This is a genomic window from Pseudonocardia halophobica (assembly GCF_027922425.1).
GTDB lineage: Bacteria > Actinomycetota > Actinomycetes > Mycobacteriales > Pseudonocardiaceae > Pseudonocardia > Pseudonocardia halophobica.
The window spans coordinates 37,775-54,835 of sequence record NZ_BSFQ01000047.1; the positions used below are offsets into that span (position 1 = coordinate 37,775).

Here is a 17,061-nt window from a genome sequence, read left to right on the forward strand (position 1 = left end):
GTCCGTCGCACCCGCGGGTCCCGGGGTCCTCCGCGACCATCATCGTCCACTGTGGACGTGATGGTGGGCCCGGCCCGCGGGTGCTGCCCAACCGAAACCGAGAGGTGGTCCTCCCTTGGGCGAGAAACACGTGGTGCGCTTCGAGCCCGTCGGCATCGAGATCGAGGTCGACGAGGGTCAGACGATCCTGCGCGCCGCCGCCGAGAACGGCGTCCAGCTCATGCACGGCTGCAAGGAAGGGCAGTGCGCGGCCTGCAAGTCCTTCGTCCTCGAGGGCGAGGACATCGAGCTCGACAGCTACTCGACGTTCGCGCTGCCGGACTACGAGAAGGAGGAGGGCCAGACCCTCCTCTGCCGGGCGCACGCCTATGAGGACCTGACGATCGAGCTCCTCAACTACGACGAGGAGATCATCCGGAGCGGACTGCCGCTGCGCCGGGGCGTGGTCGAGGTGGTGTCCAACGAGGCGGTTACCCACGACATGCGGCACCTGGTCGTGAAGCTCGTCGAGCCGAGCGAGATCAAGTTCTTCCCCGGCCAGTACATGGACTTCGTCGTCCCCGGTACCGAGGAGACGCGGTCCTTCTCCATGGCGAACACCCCCAACCGCGAGGGGATCTACGAGTTCGTCATCAAGATCTACCCGGGCGGGCTGTTCTCCGAGCACCTGGCGGACAAGATCCAGGTGGGGGACCGGCTCGAGGTGGAGGCCCCGTTCGGGACCTTCACGCTCCGGGAGAACCGCACGTCGAACCTCATCTTCGTGGGCGGCGGGGCCGGCATGGCCCCCGTGCTCGGACTGCTGCGGTCCATGGCCGAGCGCGGGGTCGAGCGCAAGGCGACCTTCTACTACGGGGCCCGCACCGCCCGCGACCTCTGCTTCGAGGACGAGCTCCACGAGCTCGCCGAGAAGATCCCCGACTTCCGCTACGTGCCCGCCCTGTCCGAGCCGGCGGAGGGCGAGCCGTGGGAAGGCCACACGGGCCTGATCACCGAGGTGGTCAAGGCCCTCGAACCGACACTGGAAGGAGCAGATGCCTACGTCTGCGGTCCGCCGCCCATGGTCGACGCGGCGATCGCGACGCTGACCGCACTGGGCGTGCGCGAGCAGAACATCTTCTACGACAAGTTCACCACGACCGGTGAGCAGGAAGGCCAGGACGGGCAGTGACCACCACAGAGAGCAATCCCTCCGCCCCGACCGAACGCAGCGTGCCGAAGCCCGTGTTCACGGACGCCGAGGCGGGTGCGAAGGAGTTCCCCGACTCGAGCCCCGCCGCACGGCGCTACAACTACTTCAACCCGGCGAAGCGCAAGCAGACCCACTACGAGGACGTGACCGTCGAGGTCCAGCCGGACCCGCGGCACTACCTGTCGCAGGGGTGGATCTACGGCTTCGCGGACGGGAGCAGGGGCTACCCGCTGCACTGGACGAAGCTCAAGGCCTGGGGCGTCGACGAGCCGGAGCCGCCGCGCGGCGTCGGGACCGGTTCCATGCACGTCCAGAACTGGCCGGCGCACGGCTGGCACGAGTTCCGTGACCCGAACGAGGAGTGGGAGCAGACCCTCTACCGGTACAACGCCAACGTCGTCCGCCAGCTCACCCAGAACGTCGAGAACGCCCGCAACGCCAAGGCCTTCGACCTCTGGACGCCGAACTGGATCCGCTTCGTCGAGCGCAACGTCGGCGCGTGGATGCACATCGAGCACATCCTCGGCCTGTACGTGTTCGCCGCGAACGAGCGCTCCGGCCCGACGAACATGCACAACACGGCGATGGCGGTGAACAGCGCGCACAAGATCCGCTTCGCCCAGGACCTCGCGCTCTACAACCTGACCCTGACCGAGGAGATCGACGGCTTCGACGGCAGCGCGCACCTGGAGGCCTGGAACTCCGACGCCGAGTGGCAGGGCGCCCGGAAGGTCACCGAGGCGCTCACCGCCGTGCAGGACGACTGGGGCGAGGCCATCTTCGCCGCCAACATCGTGTTCGAGCCGCTGATCGGGGAGCTCTTCCGGTCCAACCTGGTCATGCAGACCGCGGCCGGCAACGGCGACTTCGTGACCCCGACGGTCATGGGCGCCGGCGAGTTCGACTTCGCCCAGCGCGACCTGCGCTGGACGGTCGCCTGCTTCGCCCCGCTGGTCCAGGACAAGGAGTTCGCCGACCACAACAAGGGCCTGATGCAGGGCTGGCTGTCGAACTGGGTGCCGCAGGCGCTCGAGGCGGCCCGCACGATGCAGCCGATGTGGTCCCAGGCCGACCACAAGCCTCCGAGGTTCGAGGACGCCCTCGACCGTGCCAAGAACCGGTTCGCGGGCATCTGCCGCGACCTCAATCTCGACACCCCCGAGGAGCTGAAGCAGTGACCACGTTCAAGACGGCAGAGAGCCCGTTCAAGTCCGACAACACCGCCTCGAACATGTGCGGCTTCACCCTCATGAACAGCCAGGTCGGGGTGCTGATCGCGAACGTCCTGGCACGGCTGGACAACGTGAAGGTCACTCCGCTCCCGTCGATGATCCGCGTCGACGGGAAGGACAAGTTCGAGGTCGTCTACGCCGACGTCGACGAGGAGGCGGGTGAGGACGAGGACTGGTTCAACGCCGCCGAGTTCGAGGAGGCGATGTCCACCCACTACGGCCGCATGGTCCACCTCGACGACCGCACGATCATGTTCGCCAACCCCGAGGACGCGGCCGAGTACCTCGACTTCGACCTGAAGCCGATCCAGTAGGACCGCCGCTCCTCACCCCCGCAGGTGGCGGCGGCCGCAGCGCCGCCGCCACCCGCGGGTTCGTTGATCCGCACCCGCGCCGCAGACCAACGCAGTTCGAGATAGTCCGGGAGGACCGTAGTCATGGCCAAGGAACTCAAGTTCGGCGTGGACGCCCGCAGGGCGCTCCAAGCCGGGGTGGACCAGCTCGCCGAGGCCGTCAAGAGCACGCTGGGCCCGAAAGGCCGTAACGTCGTCCTGGAGAAGATCACCGGCACGCCCGAGGTGACCAACGACGGCGTGACCATCGCCCGCGAGATCCACCTGCGCGACCCCTTCGAGAACATGGGCGCGCAGATCCTCAAGGAAGCGGCGATCAAGACCAACGACACCGTCGGCGACGGCACCACCACGGCGACCGTGGTGGCCCAGGCCATCGTCCGCGAGGGCATGAAGGCCATCCAGTCCGGCGGGAACCCGGTGCTGGTCAAGCGGGGCATCGACCTCGCCGTCGGCCGGATCGTCGAGAGGCTCGCCGCCGTGGCGCACCCCGTCGACTCGCTCGAGCACCTCTCCCGCGTGGCCGCCATCTCGGCGAACGACGACGAGACCATCGGCTCGGTCATCGCCAAGACCCTGCACACCGTCGGGGACGACGGCGTGATCTCCGTCGACGACGGCCCGGTCCTCGGGCTGACCGTGAACTTCGTCGAGGACTTCGAGTTCGACAACGGCTACGTCTCGCCCTACCTGGTCACCGACCCGGGCTCGATGATGGCCGTCCTGGACGACCCGTACATCCTGCTGTCCGCCGAGAAGATCACGGACGTCCGGCAGCTGATGCCGGTGCTCGAGAAGCTCATGCGGGACCCGCGGCCGCTGGTCATCGTGGCCGAGAAGGTCGAGGGCACCGCGCTGCAGATGCTGGTGCACAACCACGTCAACGGGCACCTCAAGGTCACCGCGATCCAGGCGCCCGGGTTCGGCGAGAAGCGCATCCACCTGCTGGAGGACCTGGCCGCGCTGACCGGCGCGAAGGTGCACTCCAAGGCGTCGAGCTTCGCGCTGGAGCAGATGACGACCGAGCACCTCGGCCGGACCACGCAGGTCCGGGCGACCAACGAGCAGTGCGTGTTCATCGGCGGGCACGGCTCGAAGGAGGCCGTCGAGCAGCGGCTCTCGCAGCTGCGGGCCGAGATGGCGCGCGCGACGATCGGCACGGACGAGGACTGGCTCAACGACCGCATCGCCCGGCTCTCCGGCAAGGCCGCCATCATCTCCGTGGGCGCGCCGACGAACGCGGAGCTCAAGGAGATCCGGCACCGCGTCGACGACTCGCTGCAGGCGACCCGGGCCGCCATGGCCGAGGGCATCGTCGCGGGCGGCGGGTCGGCGCTGCTGCACGCCGAGTCCGCGCTCGACGGGCTGGACGTGGACGGCGACTACCGGATCGGCGTCGAGATCGTGCGGGCCGCACTGTCCGAGCCCGTGCACCTGATCGCGTCCAACGCCGGCTACGACGGCGCCGACGTCGTCAAGCAGGTCACGGACCTGGGTGTCGACGAGGGCTTCGACGCCCTGCAGGGCCGCTTCGGCGACATGGTCGAGATGGGCATCATCGACCCGCTCCGGGTCGTCCGCTCCGCCCTGCAGAACGGCGCCTCCGTCGCCGGCCTGATCCTCACCACGAACTCGCTGGTGGCGGAGGAGCAGACGCCCTGGAACAAGGCGCTGATGACGGAGTTCGGGCCGCTCGACGAGGGCATCCCGCAGCCCAGCCCGGACTCGTCGACGCCGCAGTCCCTGGGCCTGGGCCCGTCGGTCGGCTGAGCCGGGAACCGCATCATGGAACCATAATGCGCGACAGCAACGAGCTGGAGCGCATTATGGTTCCCTAATGCGCGAAATGCTGGTCTGAATTCGCATTCTGGGTCCATGGCGCGACGGGAGAAGGCGCGGTGTACGAGGTCGGCGGGGAGCGCTACGTCGTCGTCGACGCCCATGTGCACGCGTGGGACGGCAGCCCGCACAACCAGGCGGGCCCGGCGGGCGAGCAGTTCGTCGCCGACCTCCACCACCGGCACCGCGCCCTCGACCGGTCGCCCCGGCCGATCCCGTTCGACGAGTTCGCCGCAGTCGGTGAGCGCTCCCTGGTCACCGACCTGCTCGGCAGGGGACACGTCGACCGGGCGGTGCTGCAGCCGCTCGGGCTGGGAGCGTTGTTCGTCCTCGGGTTCGCGCCGTCGGCCTGGTCCGCGGAGCTCGCGGAGGGGCTCGCCGGCCGGTTCGCCGTGACCGGCGAGCTCGACCCGGCCGACGAGGGCGGTCGCCGCGGGATCGTCGCCCGGGTCCGGCGGGAGGACCTCCGCGGCCTGTCGCTGACGTCCGGGACCCGCCCGGAGGCCCGCCTCGAGCTCGACGACCCGGCCCTGCGCCGGGCACTCGGTCGGGCCGAGCAGGCGGGCGCCGCCGTCGTGCACCTGGGGGTCGGGGCGGTCGCGCATCCGGCCGCCGGGGCCCCCGCCTGGAGCCACGGCGGCGTCCCGGAACGTCCGACGGGCTCCGGGCGGGTCCGCGCGCGCTGGCCGAGCTGGGCCGAACCGGTGCGTTCCGGGTCGGCCCTGCCCGTCCGGGAGCGCGACGCCCGGCCGGCGCCGGCCGGCCGCATCGATCCCGGGCAGGTCCGGGTGCTGGTCTCGGCGCTCCCGCGGGTGCGCTTCGTGCTGGGGGCGGGCTGGCTGCCGACGCCGGTCCTGACCCGGCTCGCCCAGCTGCCCGGGGTGCACGTGCTGCTCACCGAGGTCCTCGCCGGCCTGCGGACCCATCCGCGGGAGGCGGGGGAGGCGCTCGACGCGCTGCTGGCCGCGTTCGGGCCGGAGCGGCTGTTGTTCGGCAGCGGATACCCGCTGGTGCGCCCGGAGCGGCTGGTCGGGGAGACGGCGTCGGCGCTGCTCGCGCGGGGGCTCGGCCCCTCCGCGGTGCAGGCCGTGCTGGGGGCCAACGCGGCCCGCCTCTACCGGCTGCCCGTGCCGGAGGCGTTGGTCGCGCACTCCGTCGCCCGCGCCCGCTGACGACGCACCCCGGACACACCGACGGCCCGGCCCCCGAGGGGACCGGGCCGCCGGTGCGTGTGCGGTCAGCCTGCGGAGGAGCCGCCGTCGCCCGTCGTGGGGGGCGTCGGGCCGGGCGTCGACGAGGGCGCCCCGGCCATCGCCGGCTCGCGCTCCGGCACGTAGTGGTCCGTGCCCGGGATGCGGGTCGGGTGCGAGATGTCGATCCCGGCCGTCTCGGGCATCCGGATCAGCGGGTAGATGGCCACGGCGGCGGAGAGCATCAGGTAGAAGGCCGGGACGTAGGTGTTCCCGGTCGCGGCGATGAGGGTCTCGTTGATCAGCGGCGCCGTACCGCCGAAGGCGGCCGTCGAGGTGGCGTAGCCGATCGAGAAGCCGCCGTAGCGGTTGCGGGTGGGGAACATGGCCGGCAGCGCCGAGCCGATCACGCCGAGCATCATGACCAGCTGCAGGCCAAGGATCGCGATGCCGATCGTGACGGGCAGCCAGCTCTTCAGGCTGATCAGCCAGAAGGCCGGGATCGCGAGCACGAAGGTGCTGATCGCCGAGCCGAGCAGCAGCGGCTTGCGGCCGATCCTGTCGGACAGCCGCCCGATCGGCGTGATGATCACCATCATGATCAGCATGACGCCGATCAGCACGAACAGCGCCTCGGTCTCGTCGATGTCGATCGTGTCCGTGAGGTAGCTCGGCATGTACGTCAGCAACGTGTAGTTGGCGACGTTGAGCAGCATGACGAAGCCGATGAGGTGCAGGATCTGCGGCCACACGTTGCGGCAGACCTCGCGGAAGGGCGCCGAGGTGGTGGTGTGGTCCTGCTCGGCGGCGCGGAAGGCCGGGGTGTCCTCGAGCTTGGACCGCAGGTAGAAGCCGACGAGGCCGAGCGGCCCGGCGACGAGGAACGGGATGCGCCAGCCCCAGCTGTTGAGCGCCTCCTCGGACAGGCCCAGCTGGACGGCCGTGGCCAGGATGGCGCCCAGCACGGTGCCGGCGAGGGTGCCGAACTCGAGGAACGACCCGAAGAAGCCCCGCCGCCTGTACGGGGCGTACTCGGCGATGAACGTCGCCGCCCCGCCGTACTCGCCGCCGGTGGAGAAGCCCTGTACCAGCCGGAACGTCAGCAGCAGGATCGGCGCCGCGAGCCCGATGACGGTGAAGCTCGGCAGCAGGCCGATGAGGAAGGTCGCCCCCGCCATCAGCACGATCGTCACGGCCAGTACCTGGCGCCGGCCGTACCGGTCGCCCAGCGGGCCCAGGATGATCCCGCCCAGCGGCCGGAGCACGAAGGGGATCGCGATCCCGGCGAACACGAAGATCGACTGTGCCGTGGGACTGAACTCCGGGAAGAAGTTCAGGCCGATCTGCGTGGTCAGGTAGGCGTAGACGGCGTAGTCGAACCACTCGACGCCGTTCCCGATGGCCGCACCGGCCACCGCCTTCTTCACGGTCGCCGGGTCGGCCTCCTCGACCTGGTGCCGGTTCCCGTGACCTTCCGCGTTGGATTCGCTCATCACGTCCCCCGTGTCGGTTGACGGACCACGCTAGGTGAACCGTTCGGTGCGCGCAGGGCGTGGCGGAGGGACGACCAGCCGCTAAACCTGACCGCCGGGGCCGGTACCGGGGGACTCGTGCCGGCCTGAGAGGCCGGTCACGGACGCGGTCCGGCTACGCCGGGTGATGCGTGCCCCCACCGTGGGACGGAGCGGAACCCGCAGGTGGGAGCGGTCCATACGTACGTCCAACACGGCCGTCCATCGGGCGTCGTGATCCGGACGCGCACGTAGTCGGGGCCCTCGAACCGGTCGAGCCGGGGGAGGAGGGCGGCCGGGTCCCGCAGCGGGACGACGTGGCCGGGCACGCCGGGCCCGGCGTCGCGGAGCATCGCGGGGTAGCCGAGGCCGGTGTCGAGCAGCGTCCCCGGGACCGTGACCGGCTCGGCGGGGCCCGCCGCGGCCTCCGCCAGCAGGTGCCAGGAACGCTCGCCGGGCTGGAGGGTGCCGTAGACGAACAGCCGGGCGGGCCAGGCGTCCGGATCGGGCGCACCCGTCACGGTGGTCGCGTCCAGGCCGTCCGACGGGGCGCGCTCGCCCCGCAGCACGCGGGCGGCGGTCTGGGGGAGGTCGGCGCAGCGGACCGGCTCGCCGTCGACGAGCAGCGGGCGGCGGATGCCGGCCAGCCCGACGTACGCCAGGACGTCGTCGAGCAGGGTGCCGTCCTCGGTGCGGACCTCGCCGGTGTGCACGCGGGCCAGGCGGTAGCGGCCGGAGGACCGGCCCTCGCACACGTCGAGCACCCCGACCTGCTCGGGCGTCGCGAACCACACGGAGTGCTCCTCGACCTGGCCCGGGGCGGCAGCGAGCACCGCCGGCCGCTGGTCGTCGACCACGCGCAGGCCGTGCGCCCACACCGCGGCGAGCCCCGTCGTCCGGCCCCGGAGCACGACGACGGGGCCGGCCAGCCCCAGCTCGCGGCGCAGCCAGCCGATCTTCGCCGGGTTGCGGTTGGAGCCGTAGGTCAGCAACGGGACGCGGGCGGCCAGCGGCGGCGCGCCGCGCCCGGCGAGCCAGGTGTCGAGGTCGGTGCCGGGACCGGGGCCGCTGACCCGCCACGAGGAGCGGGCGGACGGGTCGGGCGTCAGGGCGAGCCCACCGCCGTCGACGTGCACGAACGAGCGGTCCGGCACCACCCCGGGGTACGGCGCGGCGGGGAACGCGGCGTCGGGGAAGTCGGGGAGCATCCCCCGCAGTATGGAGCGGGTTCACCCTTGCGGGCTCGTCAGAGACCGTGCCGGTCGTTGAGCCGGGCGGCCTGGCGGGTCAGGTGGTCGCGCTCGGCGAGGTTCGGGGCCTTCCGGGCCGCCTCGGCGTACAGCCGTGCCGCCGTCCCCGGGTCGCCGTCGCGTTCGTGCAGGTAGGCCGCCACGGCGGTGTGGCGGGGGAGCGTGTCGTCGAGCGCCGCGAGCGCCGCCAGCCCGGCGCGGGGTCCGTCGGCCTCGCCGACCGCGACCGCGCGGTTGAGCCGGACGACGGGGCTGTCGGTCAGGCGCACGAGCTCGTCGTACCACTCGACGATCTGCACCCAGTCGGTCTCCTCGGCGGTGCGCGCGTCGGCGTGCAGGGCCGCGATGGCCGCCTGGGCCTGGAACTCGCCGAGGCGGTCGCGGGCCAGCGCCGCCTGCAGGATCGCGACGCCCTCGGCGATCGCCCCGGTGTCCCACCGGCCGCGGTCCTGCTCGGCCAGCGGCACCAGGCTGCCGTCGGGCGCGGTCCGGGCGGCGCGCCGGGCGTGGTGGAGCAGCATGAGGGCCAGCAGCCCCGCCACCTCAGGATGGTCGATCGCGGCCGCGAGCTGCCGGGTGAGCCGGATGGCCTCGGCGGCGAGGTCGACGTCGCCCGAGTAGCCCTCGTTGAAGACCAGGTAGAGGACACGGAGCACGTTCGCGACGTCCCCGGGCCGGTCGAACCGCACGTCGGAGACGGTGCGCTTGGCCCGGCTGATGCGCTGCGCCATGGTCGCCTCGGGCACGAGGTAGGCCTGGGCGATCTGGCGGGTGGTCAGCCCGCCCACGGCGCGCAGCGTGAGCGCGACCGCGGACGAGGGCGTCAGCGACGGGTGGGCGCACAGGAAGTAGAGCTGGAGCGTGTCGTCCGTCGCGGGCGCCGGCCCCGGCGCCGGCTCCACGTCGACGAGGTCCTCGCGCCTGCGGCGGGCGGCGTCGGAGCGGGTCGCGTCGAGGAACTTGCGCCAGGCCACCGTGACCAGCCAGCCCTTCGGGTCCCGCGGCGGGTCGGCCGGCCACACGCGCAGCGCCTCGACGAGCGCGTCCTGCGCGGCGTCCTCGGCCGCCGCGAAGTCGGCTCCGCGACGGACGAGGACCCCGAGCACGCTCGGCGTGAGGCTCCGGAGCAGGACCTCGTTCACCGGCGAGGTCACTCCGTGACGGTGGGCGGGGCGGTCAGGAACGGGCGCACCTCCAGCCACTCGTGGATCGGCTCGCCCCCCTTCCCGGGTGCGGCCGAGAGCTCCCCGGCCAGCTCGAGGGCGCGCTCGTAGCTGTCGACGTCGATCACCATCCAGCCCGCGATGAGGTCCTTGGTCTCGGCGAACGGGCCGTCGGTGACCGGCGGGCGCCCCTCGCCGTCGTACCGGACGAACGTCCCCTCGGGGGCGAGCGCCTGGCCGTCGACGAACTCGCCGGTCCCCTCGAGCCGGGTCGCGAAGTCCTGCATGTACTGCACGTGCGCCGAGATCTCCTCCGGCGTCCACCGGTCCATCGGCACGTCGTTGACCGCCGCCGGCGCGCCGCGGTAGTGCTTGAGAAGCAGGTACTTGGCCATCGTGTTCTCCTCGGTCGGCGTGACCCGTCGTGGTCACGTTCACCGCGGGGACGGTGCCGGTCCAGGGTTCTCGACATCGCCGCCGAAGAATTCCGGAACTCGTCGTCGGCCGCGGAGGAGGCGGGCCACCGGGCCGCGCGGCGAGGCGACGAGCGCGACGACGAAGCAGCCCGTGCACACCAGCCCCATCGCGCCGGCGATCGAGCTGTCGAAGGTGAGCGCGAGGACGTGCCCGGCGACCGCGCCCACCCACCCCACGGCGACGGCCACGGCCACCATCGCGGCGAGGCTGCGGGTCACGAGGAAGGCCGTCGCGGCGGGGACGATCAGCATCGTGACGACGAGGATCGCGCCGACCGCCTCGAAGGCCGACACGGCGGTGATCGCGACCGCGACCAGCAGCAACCGGGACAGCAGCCGCGGCCGCAGCCCGGTGACCCGGCCGAAGTGCGGGTCGAAGGTCGTGGCCCGCAGCTCCTTCCACAGCGCCGTGACCAGGACCAGGTTGAGCAGCACGACCACGGCGAGGACCACGCCGGCGCGGGCGAGGTCCACGCCCGCGATCGTGACGACGTCGAACGGGGTGAACGCGATCTCCCCGTAGATCGTGGAGTCGAGGTCGAGGTGGATGTCCGAGGCGTAGCGGGTGATGCCGAGGACGCCGAGCGAGAACAACGCGGGGAAGACCAGCGCAATCGCCGCGTCGGAGGCCACGAGCCCGGTCGCCCGGACGGCGTCGATCCCGAGCACGCAGAGCACGGCGAAGGCGGCGGCGCCGGCGACCACCGGCACCGGCGCCCGCGTCTCGGCGATCAGCCACACGGCCACGATGCCCGGCAGCACGGCGTGGCTGACGGCGTCGGCGAGCAGGGCCAACCGGCGCAGCACGAGGAACGGGCCGAGCAGCCCGCACGCTGTCGCGGTCAGGCCCGCGACCAGGACGATCGTGAGGTCGTCGGCGGTCACCGGCCGCCCCCGTCCAGCCCGGCGCGCTCCCGCAGCTCGGCGAGCGCCTCCGGGTCGAGGGTGCCGACCAGGTTGAGCAGGTCGGGTTCGCGCGCGTCGCGCAGCCTGATCTGCGGGCCGTGGTCGAGCCAGGCCCGCCAGAGCGCCAGGTGCTCGGCGACGGCGGCCCGCTCGGCCCGCCCGGCGGGCGTCAGGGCGCCGTCGGTGGTGAGCAGGCCCGCCGACACGAGCCGGCGGCGGGTGCGCGGGTCGGCGGTGGCCGGGTCCTGCAGGGCCGTGGCGCGCCGCGCGGTCCGGCGGCGCCGGGCGAGCCGGAGCCGCCGCGACAGGACACCGCGGCCGGGGGCCAGGACCACCGCGAGCAGGGCGACGGCCACCCCCACCAGCACGACGACGGGCCCGGTCGGCAGCTGCCCGCGGGTCGCGAGCAGCGCGCCCGTGACCCCGACGACCGCGCCGACCACCCCGGCCAGCACGAGCACGTGCGGGAAGCGGTCGGCCAGCTGGCGTGCCGTGACCGTCGGCACGGCCAGCATCGCGACCATGAGGATCGCGCCGACCAGCCGCACCCCGATCACCACGGCCGCGACGAGGAAGGCCGTCACGGCGATCTCCATCGCCCGCGTCGACAGTCCGATCGCCGCGGCGTAGGCCCGGTCGAACAGCGTGGCGGCGAGCGCGCGGCGCAGCACCACCACCGCGGCCACGCCGACGGCGCCGACGGCGGCCATCACCGCGACGTCGCGCTCCAGCAGACCCGCGGCCTGCCCGAACAGGAAGCTCTCCAGGCCGGCCTGCTGCGCGTTGCCCCCCGCGGTGATGTGGGTGAGCAGCACGATGCCGAGGGAGAAGAAGCCGGACAGCACCACGCCGATCGCGGTGTCCGGCCGCAGCCGCGAGCGCTCGACGGCGACCATCAGCAGGGCCGCGACGAGCCCCGCGACGGCGGCGCCCGCGAGCAGCCCGGCGACCTCCTTCGTGCCGAGCACGAGGAAGGCCACGCAGACGCCGGGCAGCGTGGAGTGCGCGATGGCGTCGCCCACCAGGGAGCGCCCGCGCAGCACCGCGAACGAGCCCAGCACCCCGCTCGTCACGCCGAGGACCAGCGCCCCCGCGACGACGACCGTGTCGGTGTAGGGCAGGCCGAACAGGAGGCTCAGCCGGTCCATACCGGTGTCCCCTCGGGCAGGCCGGCGCCGTACGCCCGGCGGACGGCGTCCTCGGTGAGCACCTCCGCCGTCGGCCCGCAGCCCAGCGCGCGGACGTTGAGCAGCAGCACCCAGTCGAAGGCGCTGCGGACCTGCGCCAGGTCGTGATGCACGACGACGGTGGAGCCGCCCTCGTCGGACAGCGTACGGAGGAGTTCGAGCAGGTCGGCCTGGGTGCGGGCGTCGACGCCGGCGAACGGTTCGTCCATGACCAGCACCTCGGCCTGCTGCGCGAGGGCCCGGGCGAGGAAGACGCGCTGCCGCTGGCCGCCGGAGAGCTGGCCGATCTGCCGCCGGGCGAGCGGGGCCATGCCCACCCGGTCCAGGCACTCCTCGGCGATCCGCCGGTCCGCGCGGCCGATCCGCCGGAACCAGCCGACCGCACGGTAGCGGCCCATCGCGACCACCTCGGCGACCGTGATCGGGAAGTCCCAGTCCACGGACTCGGCCTGGGGCACGTACGCGAGGTTCTCGAGCGCCGCCCGGCCCTGCACGCCGGCGATCCGGACGGTGCCGGAGTCCGTCGGGACCAGCCCGAGGGCCGCCTTGAGCAGGGTCGACTTGCCCGCCCCGTTCGGGCCGACGATCGCCGACAGGGCGCCGCGCGGGAAGGTCGCGTCGACCTGCCACAGCGCGGGCGCGGCGCGGTAGGACACGGTCAGCGCGGAGATCTCCAGTGCGTGCATCCTCACCCTTCCCGGCCCGGCGCCCCGAGGGCGCTCGCGATCAGCTCGGCGTTCCTGCGGACCATGCCCGTGTACGTGCCCTCCGGCGTCCCGGGCTCGCCGGCGGAGTCGGTGTACAGCTCCCCGCCGATCGACGCCCTGAACCCCCGCTCGGCGGTCGCGGCGAGCAGCGCGTCGACGGTCTGCCGCGGGACCGAGGTCTCGATGAACGCGGCGGGGACCCGGCGGGTGGCGAGCAGCTCGGCGACCCGCTCGACGTCCGCCGTGGTGGCCTCGGCGGCCGTGGAGATGCCCTGGATGGCGGCCACCTCGATGCCGTACCGCCTGCCGAAGTAGGCGAACGCGTCGTGCGAGGTCACCAGCAGGCGCTGGGCGGGCGGGATCGCGGCGATCCGCTCGCGGACCTCGGCGTCGAGCGCGGTCAGCTCGGCGAGGTAGGAGTCGAGGTTGACCCGGTAGACGTCCGCGTGCCGGGGGTCGAGCGCGGCGAGCCGGTCCGCGATCGTGCGGGCCTGGTCCTCCCACAGCGCGACGTCGAACCAGACGTGCGGGTCCGGTTCGGGGGAGCCGGTGTGGGTGAGCAGCGCGGTGCGCGGGATCCCGTCCGTGACGGCGGCGGTGGGCTGCCGCGCGGCGAGGTCGGCGAGCAGGTCGCCCATCTTCCCCTCCAGGCCGAGCCCGCCGTAGAGGATCAGGTCGGCGTCGCGCAGCAGCCGGACGTCACGGGCGCTGGCCTTGAACAGGTGCGGGTCGACGCCGGGCCCCATCAGGCCGGTGACCTGCACGCGGTCGCCGCCGATCCGGTGCACGGCGTCGGTGATCATCGTGGTGGTCGTGGTCACGCGGACCTGACGTTCGGCGACCGGGGCGCGGTCCGCGGTCACGGTCCGGGCGGCACAGCCGGAGCCGAGCAGGCAGGCCACGGCGAGCAGCACCAGTGCCGTCCACCTGCGCCGACCCACCATGTAGACCCGCCTATCTCGTCGATGAGACCCCTCTACGAAGTCAGGTGAGCATAGGGTGCGATCCCGGCCCGTGGTGTCTCGTTCTGAGAAGGTTCCTGCGTGTCCTCCACCACCGTCCCCCGTGACCTGCCGCCGACGATCACCTGGGAACGCGACCGGATCGTGCTGCTCGACCAGACCCGGCTGCCCGAGCTGCACCGGGTGGAGGTCACGACGGTCGACGGGCTGGTCGACGCCATCCGGCGGCTCGTCGTGCGCGGGGCGCCCGCGCTGGGCGTCGCCGGGGCGTACGGGGTGGCGCTGGCGGCACGCGACGGCGGCGACCTGCGCGAGGACGCCGAGCGGATCGCCTCCGCCCGGCCCACCGCCGCCAACCTGCGGCGGGGCGTGGAGCGGGCCCTCGCGGCCCCGGACCCGCTGGCGGCCGCACACGCCTTCCGGGACGAGGACGTCGCCGCCTGCCGGGCGATCGGGGCACGGGGCGCGGCCCTGCTCGGCGAGCTGTGCGGGGAGCGCCCGCTGCGGCTGCACACCCATTGCAACGCCGGCGCGCTGGCCTGCGTGGAGTGGGGGACCGCGCTGGGGGTCGTGCGGTCGCTGCACGCCTCGGGGCGCGTGGAGCTGGTGGTCGCGGACGAGACCCGGCCGCTGCTGCAGGGCTCCCGCATCACCGCCGTCGAGCTGCAGGCCCTCGGCGTGCCGCACCGCGTGGTCGTCGACGGCGCCGCGGCCTCGGTGATCGCGCGGGGGCTGGTCGACGCCGTGGTGGTCGGGGCGGACCGGATCGCCGCCAACGGCGACGTCGCCAACAAGATCGGGACCTACCCGCTGGCCCTCGCGGCCGCGCGGGCCGGGATCCCGTTCGTCGTCGCGGCGCCGGAGACCACGGTCGACGCCGCGACGCCCGACGGGGCCGCGATCGAGATCGAGGAGCGGGACGCGGCCGAGGTCGTGGCCGGGGCGGACGCGTGGAACCCGGCGTTTGACGTCACGCCCGCGGACCTGGTCACCGCGATCGTGACCGACACCCGCACCTGGCGGCCCTGAAGAGCCGGCGATGAGAACTGCCGCCTTCCGGCTGATGCTCGTCGTGACCGTCCTCGGGTTCGGCGGGCACGCCCTGCTGCTGCCGGTGCTGCCGCTGTGGGTCAGCCGGGCCGGCACGGGCGAGTTCGGCGCCGGGACGACGACCGGGGTGCTGATGGCCACGACCGTCGCCACGCAGCTCGCGGTGCCGGCCCTGCTCCGGCGCGTCGGTTACCGGGTCGTGCTCGGCGCGGGCCTCGTGCTGCTCGGGGCGCCGGCGCCGTTCCTGCTGCTCACGGCGGAGCTCGGGCCGGTACTGCTGATCTCCGCGGTGCGCGGGATCGGGTTCGGGCTGCTCACTGTGGCCGGCAGCGCGCTGGTGGCGGAGCTGGTGCCGCCGGCCGAGCACGGGCGGGCGACGGCGCGGTACGGGTACGCGATCGGGATCCCGCAGCTGTTCCTGCTGCCGCTCGGCGTCGCGACCGTCGACCTGCTCGGGTTCGCCGGCGTGTTCCTGGCGGCCGGGATCGCGCCGCTGCTGGGGGCGGCGGCCGTACCGTTCCTGCGGACCGGCCGGCCGGTGCGCGCCGAGCCGCGCGTCCAGGACCCCGCGGAGCTCGGCACGGAGATGGTCCGGAGCTGGCGCGCCGGCACCGGCCCGATGGCGGCGATGCTCGCCTGCTCGCTGGCCCAGGGCGGGCTGGTGACCTTCCTGCCGCTGGTCGCGCCGGCCGCGAGCGCGGCCGCACCGCTGGCGCTGTTCGCCGTCGCGGTCGGCGGGATCCTCGGCCGCGGGCTCGCCGGCGGGCTGGTCGACCGGCGCGGGGCGGGGCGCCTGCTGCTGCCCGGCACGCTGCTCGCCGCGGTGGGGATGGGGGTGGAGGTCCTCTCGGTCGGCGGCTCGGGCTGGCTGCTGGTCGTCGGCGCCTTCGCCGTCGGCGGCGGGTTCGGGCTGGTCCAGAGCGACTCGCTGGTCTCGCTGTTCGCCGTCGCCGGGCCCGCCCGCTACGGCGCCGCCAGCGCCGCGTGGAACATCGGGTTCGACGCCGGCACCGGCGTCGGCTCGAGCGGCCTCGGAGCGATCGCCGAGCCCTTCGGCTTCCGCGCCGCCTTCGGTGCCGCCGCCCTCCTGCTCCTCGCGGTCCTACCTCTGACCCGCCGCCCCACCCCGTGAGCGGCAACTGCCCCTAGAGGGGCAGTACGCACTCACGACCTCCGCCGGCCAGGCGCTTCTCCGTCGGAGGACGGGAACCGCAGGTCGTCGGGGGTCGTGAGCGGCAGGTGACCCTCTAGGGGCAGTAGGCACTCACGGATCAGTGGCCCCGGGCGATCCACTCCTCGAGGTGCGGCGCCTCGGAGCCGATGCTGGTGGAGTCGCCGTGCCCGGTGCGGACCTCGGTGTCGCCGGGCAGCGGCAGCAGGGTGCCGCGGATCGAGTCGATGATGGTGTCGAAGCTCGAGTAGGACCGGCCGGTGGCACCGGGACCGCCCTGGAAGAGCGTGTCGCCGGTGAACACCGTCTTCAGCTCCGGCGCGTAGAGGCAGGTCGAGCCGGGGGAGTGCCCCGGGGTGACCAGCGCGCGGAGCTCGATCCCACCCGCCGTGATGATCTGCCCGTCGGTGATCTCCTGGTCCGGGGACCGGTTGGGGTGGGTCATCTCCCACAGCGGCGCCTCGGCCGGGTTGAGCAGGATCGGCGCGTTGAACGTGTCCGCCAGCCGCGGGGCCTGGTTGACGTGGTCGTCGTGCGCGTGCGTGCACACCACCGCGACCACCCGGCGTCCGGCGATGATCTCGCCGATGGCCTCCGGGTCGTGCGCGGCGTCGATCACGACGACCTCGTTCTCGTCGCCGACGACCCAGACGTTGTTGTCGACCTCCCAGGTGCCCCCGTCGAGCGAGAACGTCCCGTGCGTGACGACGTGGTCGATCGGCCCCTTGTGGAGGCCCTCGGGGGTGCCCATCAGAGGACCACCACCGACCGCAGCACGTCGCCGTGGTGCATCTTCTCGAAGGCGGTCTCGATGTCGTCGAGGCCGATCTCCTCGGAGACGAACTTCTCCAGCGGCAGCCGGCCCTGCAGGT

16 protein-coding genes and 1 pseudogene are annotated in these 17,061 nt (G+C 73.2%); 7 read left to right on the forward strand and 10 right to left on the reverse strand.

The window, feature by feature from the left end; translation table 11 throughout:
- Positions 1-115: 115 nt before the first annotated feature.
- From PKE99_RS33050 to PKE99_RS33070, 5 genes are all read left to right on the forward strand, one after another.
- Positions 116-1,171: an FAD-binding oxidoreductase gene (locus PKE99_RS33050; RefSeq protein WP_037052656.1), complete on the forward strand. Its 1,056-nt coding sequence runs from the start codon at positions 116-118 to the stop codon at positions 1,169-1,171.
- Entirely contained in the window at positions 1,168-2,370 is a 1,203-nt protein-coding gene (locus PKE99_RS33055; protein WP_037052658.1) for a ferritin family protein, read from the forward strand. The genes PKE99_RS33050 and PKE99_RS33055 overlap by 4 nt, the downstream gene beginning before the upstream one ends.
- The gene (gene mimD / locus PKE99_RS33060) at positions 2,367-2,738 is read left to right on the forward strand and encodes a propane 2-monooxygenase effector subunit MimD (protein ID WP_037052660.1); all 372 of its coding nucleotides are present in this window, start codon (positions 2,367-2,369) and stop codon (positions 2,736-2,738) included. Before PKE99_RS33055 ends, mimD begins: the two co-directional genes overlap by 4 nt.
- Positions 2,739-2,861: 123 nt before the next feature.
- Positions 2,862-4,547: a chaperonin GroEL gene (groL, locus tag PKE99_RS33065; protein ID WP_037052662.1), complete on the forward strand. Its 1,686-nt coding sequence runs from the start codon at positions 2,862-2,864 to the stop codon at positions 4,545-4,547.
- Between the two features lie 128 nt (positions 4,548-4,675).
- A complete protein-coding gene (locus tag PKE99_RS33070) occupies positions 4,676-5,788 on the forward strand; it encodes an amidohydrolase family protein (protein ID WP_037052664.1) in 1,113 nt (370 codons plus the stop codon).
- A gap of 65 nt (positions 5,789-5,853) precedes the next feature.
- On the opposite strand, the gene PKE99_RS33075 is transcribed toward PKE99_RS33070, so the two are convergent.
- From PKE99_RS33075 to PKE99_RS33110, 8 genes are all read right to left on the reverse strand, one after another.
- Positions 5,854-7,299, reverse strand: a complete 1,446-nt coding sequence (locus tag PKE99_RS33075) for an MFS transporter (protein WP_063739877.1) — start codon at positions 7,297-7,299, stop codon at positions 5,854-5,856.
- 137 nt (positions 7,300-7,436) lie between these two features.
- Positions 7,437-8,525, reverse strand: a complete 1,089-nt coding sequence (locus PKE99_RS33080; protein WP_051738188.1) for a gamma-glutamylcyclotransferase family protein — start codon at positions 8,523-8,525, stop codon at positions 7,437-7,439.
- Positions 8,526-8,563: 38 nt separating this feature from the next.
- Positions 8,564-9,709, reverse strand: a complete 1,146-nt coding sequence (locus PKE99_RS33085) for an RNA polymerase sigma factor (RefSeq protein WP_037052704.1) — start codon at positions 9,707-9,709, stop codon at positions 8,564-8,566.
- Positions 9,710-9,717: 8 nt separating this feature from the next.
- Positions 9,718-10,125: a YciI family protein gene (locus tag PKE99_RS33090; RefSeq protein WP_037052667.1), complete on the reverse strand. Its 408-nt coding sequence runs from the start codon at positions 10,123-10,125 to the stop codon at positions 9,718-9,720.
- A gap of 39 nt (positions 10,126-10,164) precedes the next feature.
- Complete coding sequence (locus PKE99_RS33095; protein ID WP_051738189.1) at positions 10,165-11,091, reverse strand: metal ABC transporter permease; 927 nt, start codon at positions 11,089-11,091, stop codon at positions 10,165-10,167.
- Complete coding sequence (locus PKE99_RS33100) at positions 11,088-12,260, reverse strand: iron chelate uptake ABC transporter family permease subunit (RefSeq protein ID WP_063739878.1); 1,173 nt, start codon at positions 12,258-12,260, stop codon at positions 11,088-11,090. The genes PKE99_RS33095 and PKE99_RS33100 overlap by 4 nt, the downstream gene beginning before the upstream one ends.
- Positions 12,248-12,985 carry a metal ABC transporter ATP-binding protein gene (locus PKE99_RS33105; protein WP_051738190.1) on the reverse strand — a complete coding sequence of 246 codons (738 nt, stop codon included), beginning with the start codon at positions 12,983-12,985 and terminating at the stop codon, positions 12,248-12,250. Before PKE99_RS33105 ends, PKE99_RS33100 begins: the two co-directional genes overlap by 13 nt.
- Positions 12,986-12,987: 2 nt before the next feature.
- Complete coding sequence (locus tag PKE99_RS33110; RefSeq protein ID WP_197040855.1) at positions 12,988-13,920, reverse strand: metal ABC transporter solute-binding protein, Zn/Mn family; 933 nt, start codon at positions 13,918-13,920, stop codon at positions 12,988-12,990.
- 156 nt (positions 13,921-14,076) lie between these two features.
- Between PKE99_RS33110 and mtnA the strand changes: the two genes are divergently transcribed.
- A complete protein-coding gene (gene mtnA / locus PKE99_RS33115) occupies positions 14,077-14,997 on the forward strand; it encodes an S-methyl-5-thioribose-1-phosphate isomerase (protein ID WP_156068047.1) in 921 nt (306 codons plus the stop codon).
- Positions 14,998-15,007: 10 nt separating this feature from the next.
- Positions 15,008-16,150 carry an MFS transporter gene (locus PKE99_RS33120; protein WP_037052671.1) on the forward strand — a complete coding sequence of 381 codons (1,143 nt, stop codon included), beginning with the start codon at positions 15,008-15,010 and terminating at the stop codon, positions 16,148-16,150.
- 139 nt (positions 16,151-16,289) lie between these two features.
- Here PKE99_RS33120 and PKE99_RS33125 read toward each other — a convergent pair whose 3' ends face one another.
- The gene (locus tag PKE99_RS33125) at positions 16,290-16,940 is read right to left on the reverse strand and encodes an MBL fold metallo-hydrolase (RefSeq protein ID WP_037052673.1); all 651 of its coding nucleotides are present in this window, start codon (positions 16,938-16,940) and stop codon (positions 16,290-16,292) included.
- Positions 16,940-17,061, reverse strand: a pseudogene (locus tag PKE99_RS33130) (S-(hydroxymethyl)mycothiol dehydrogenase); the annotation flags it as partial. The pseudogene PKE99_RS33130 and the gene PKE99_RS33125, both read right to left, overlap by 1 nt.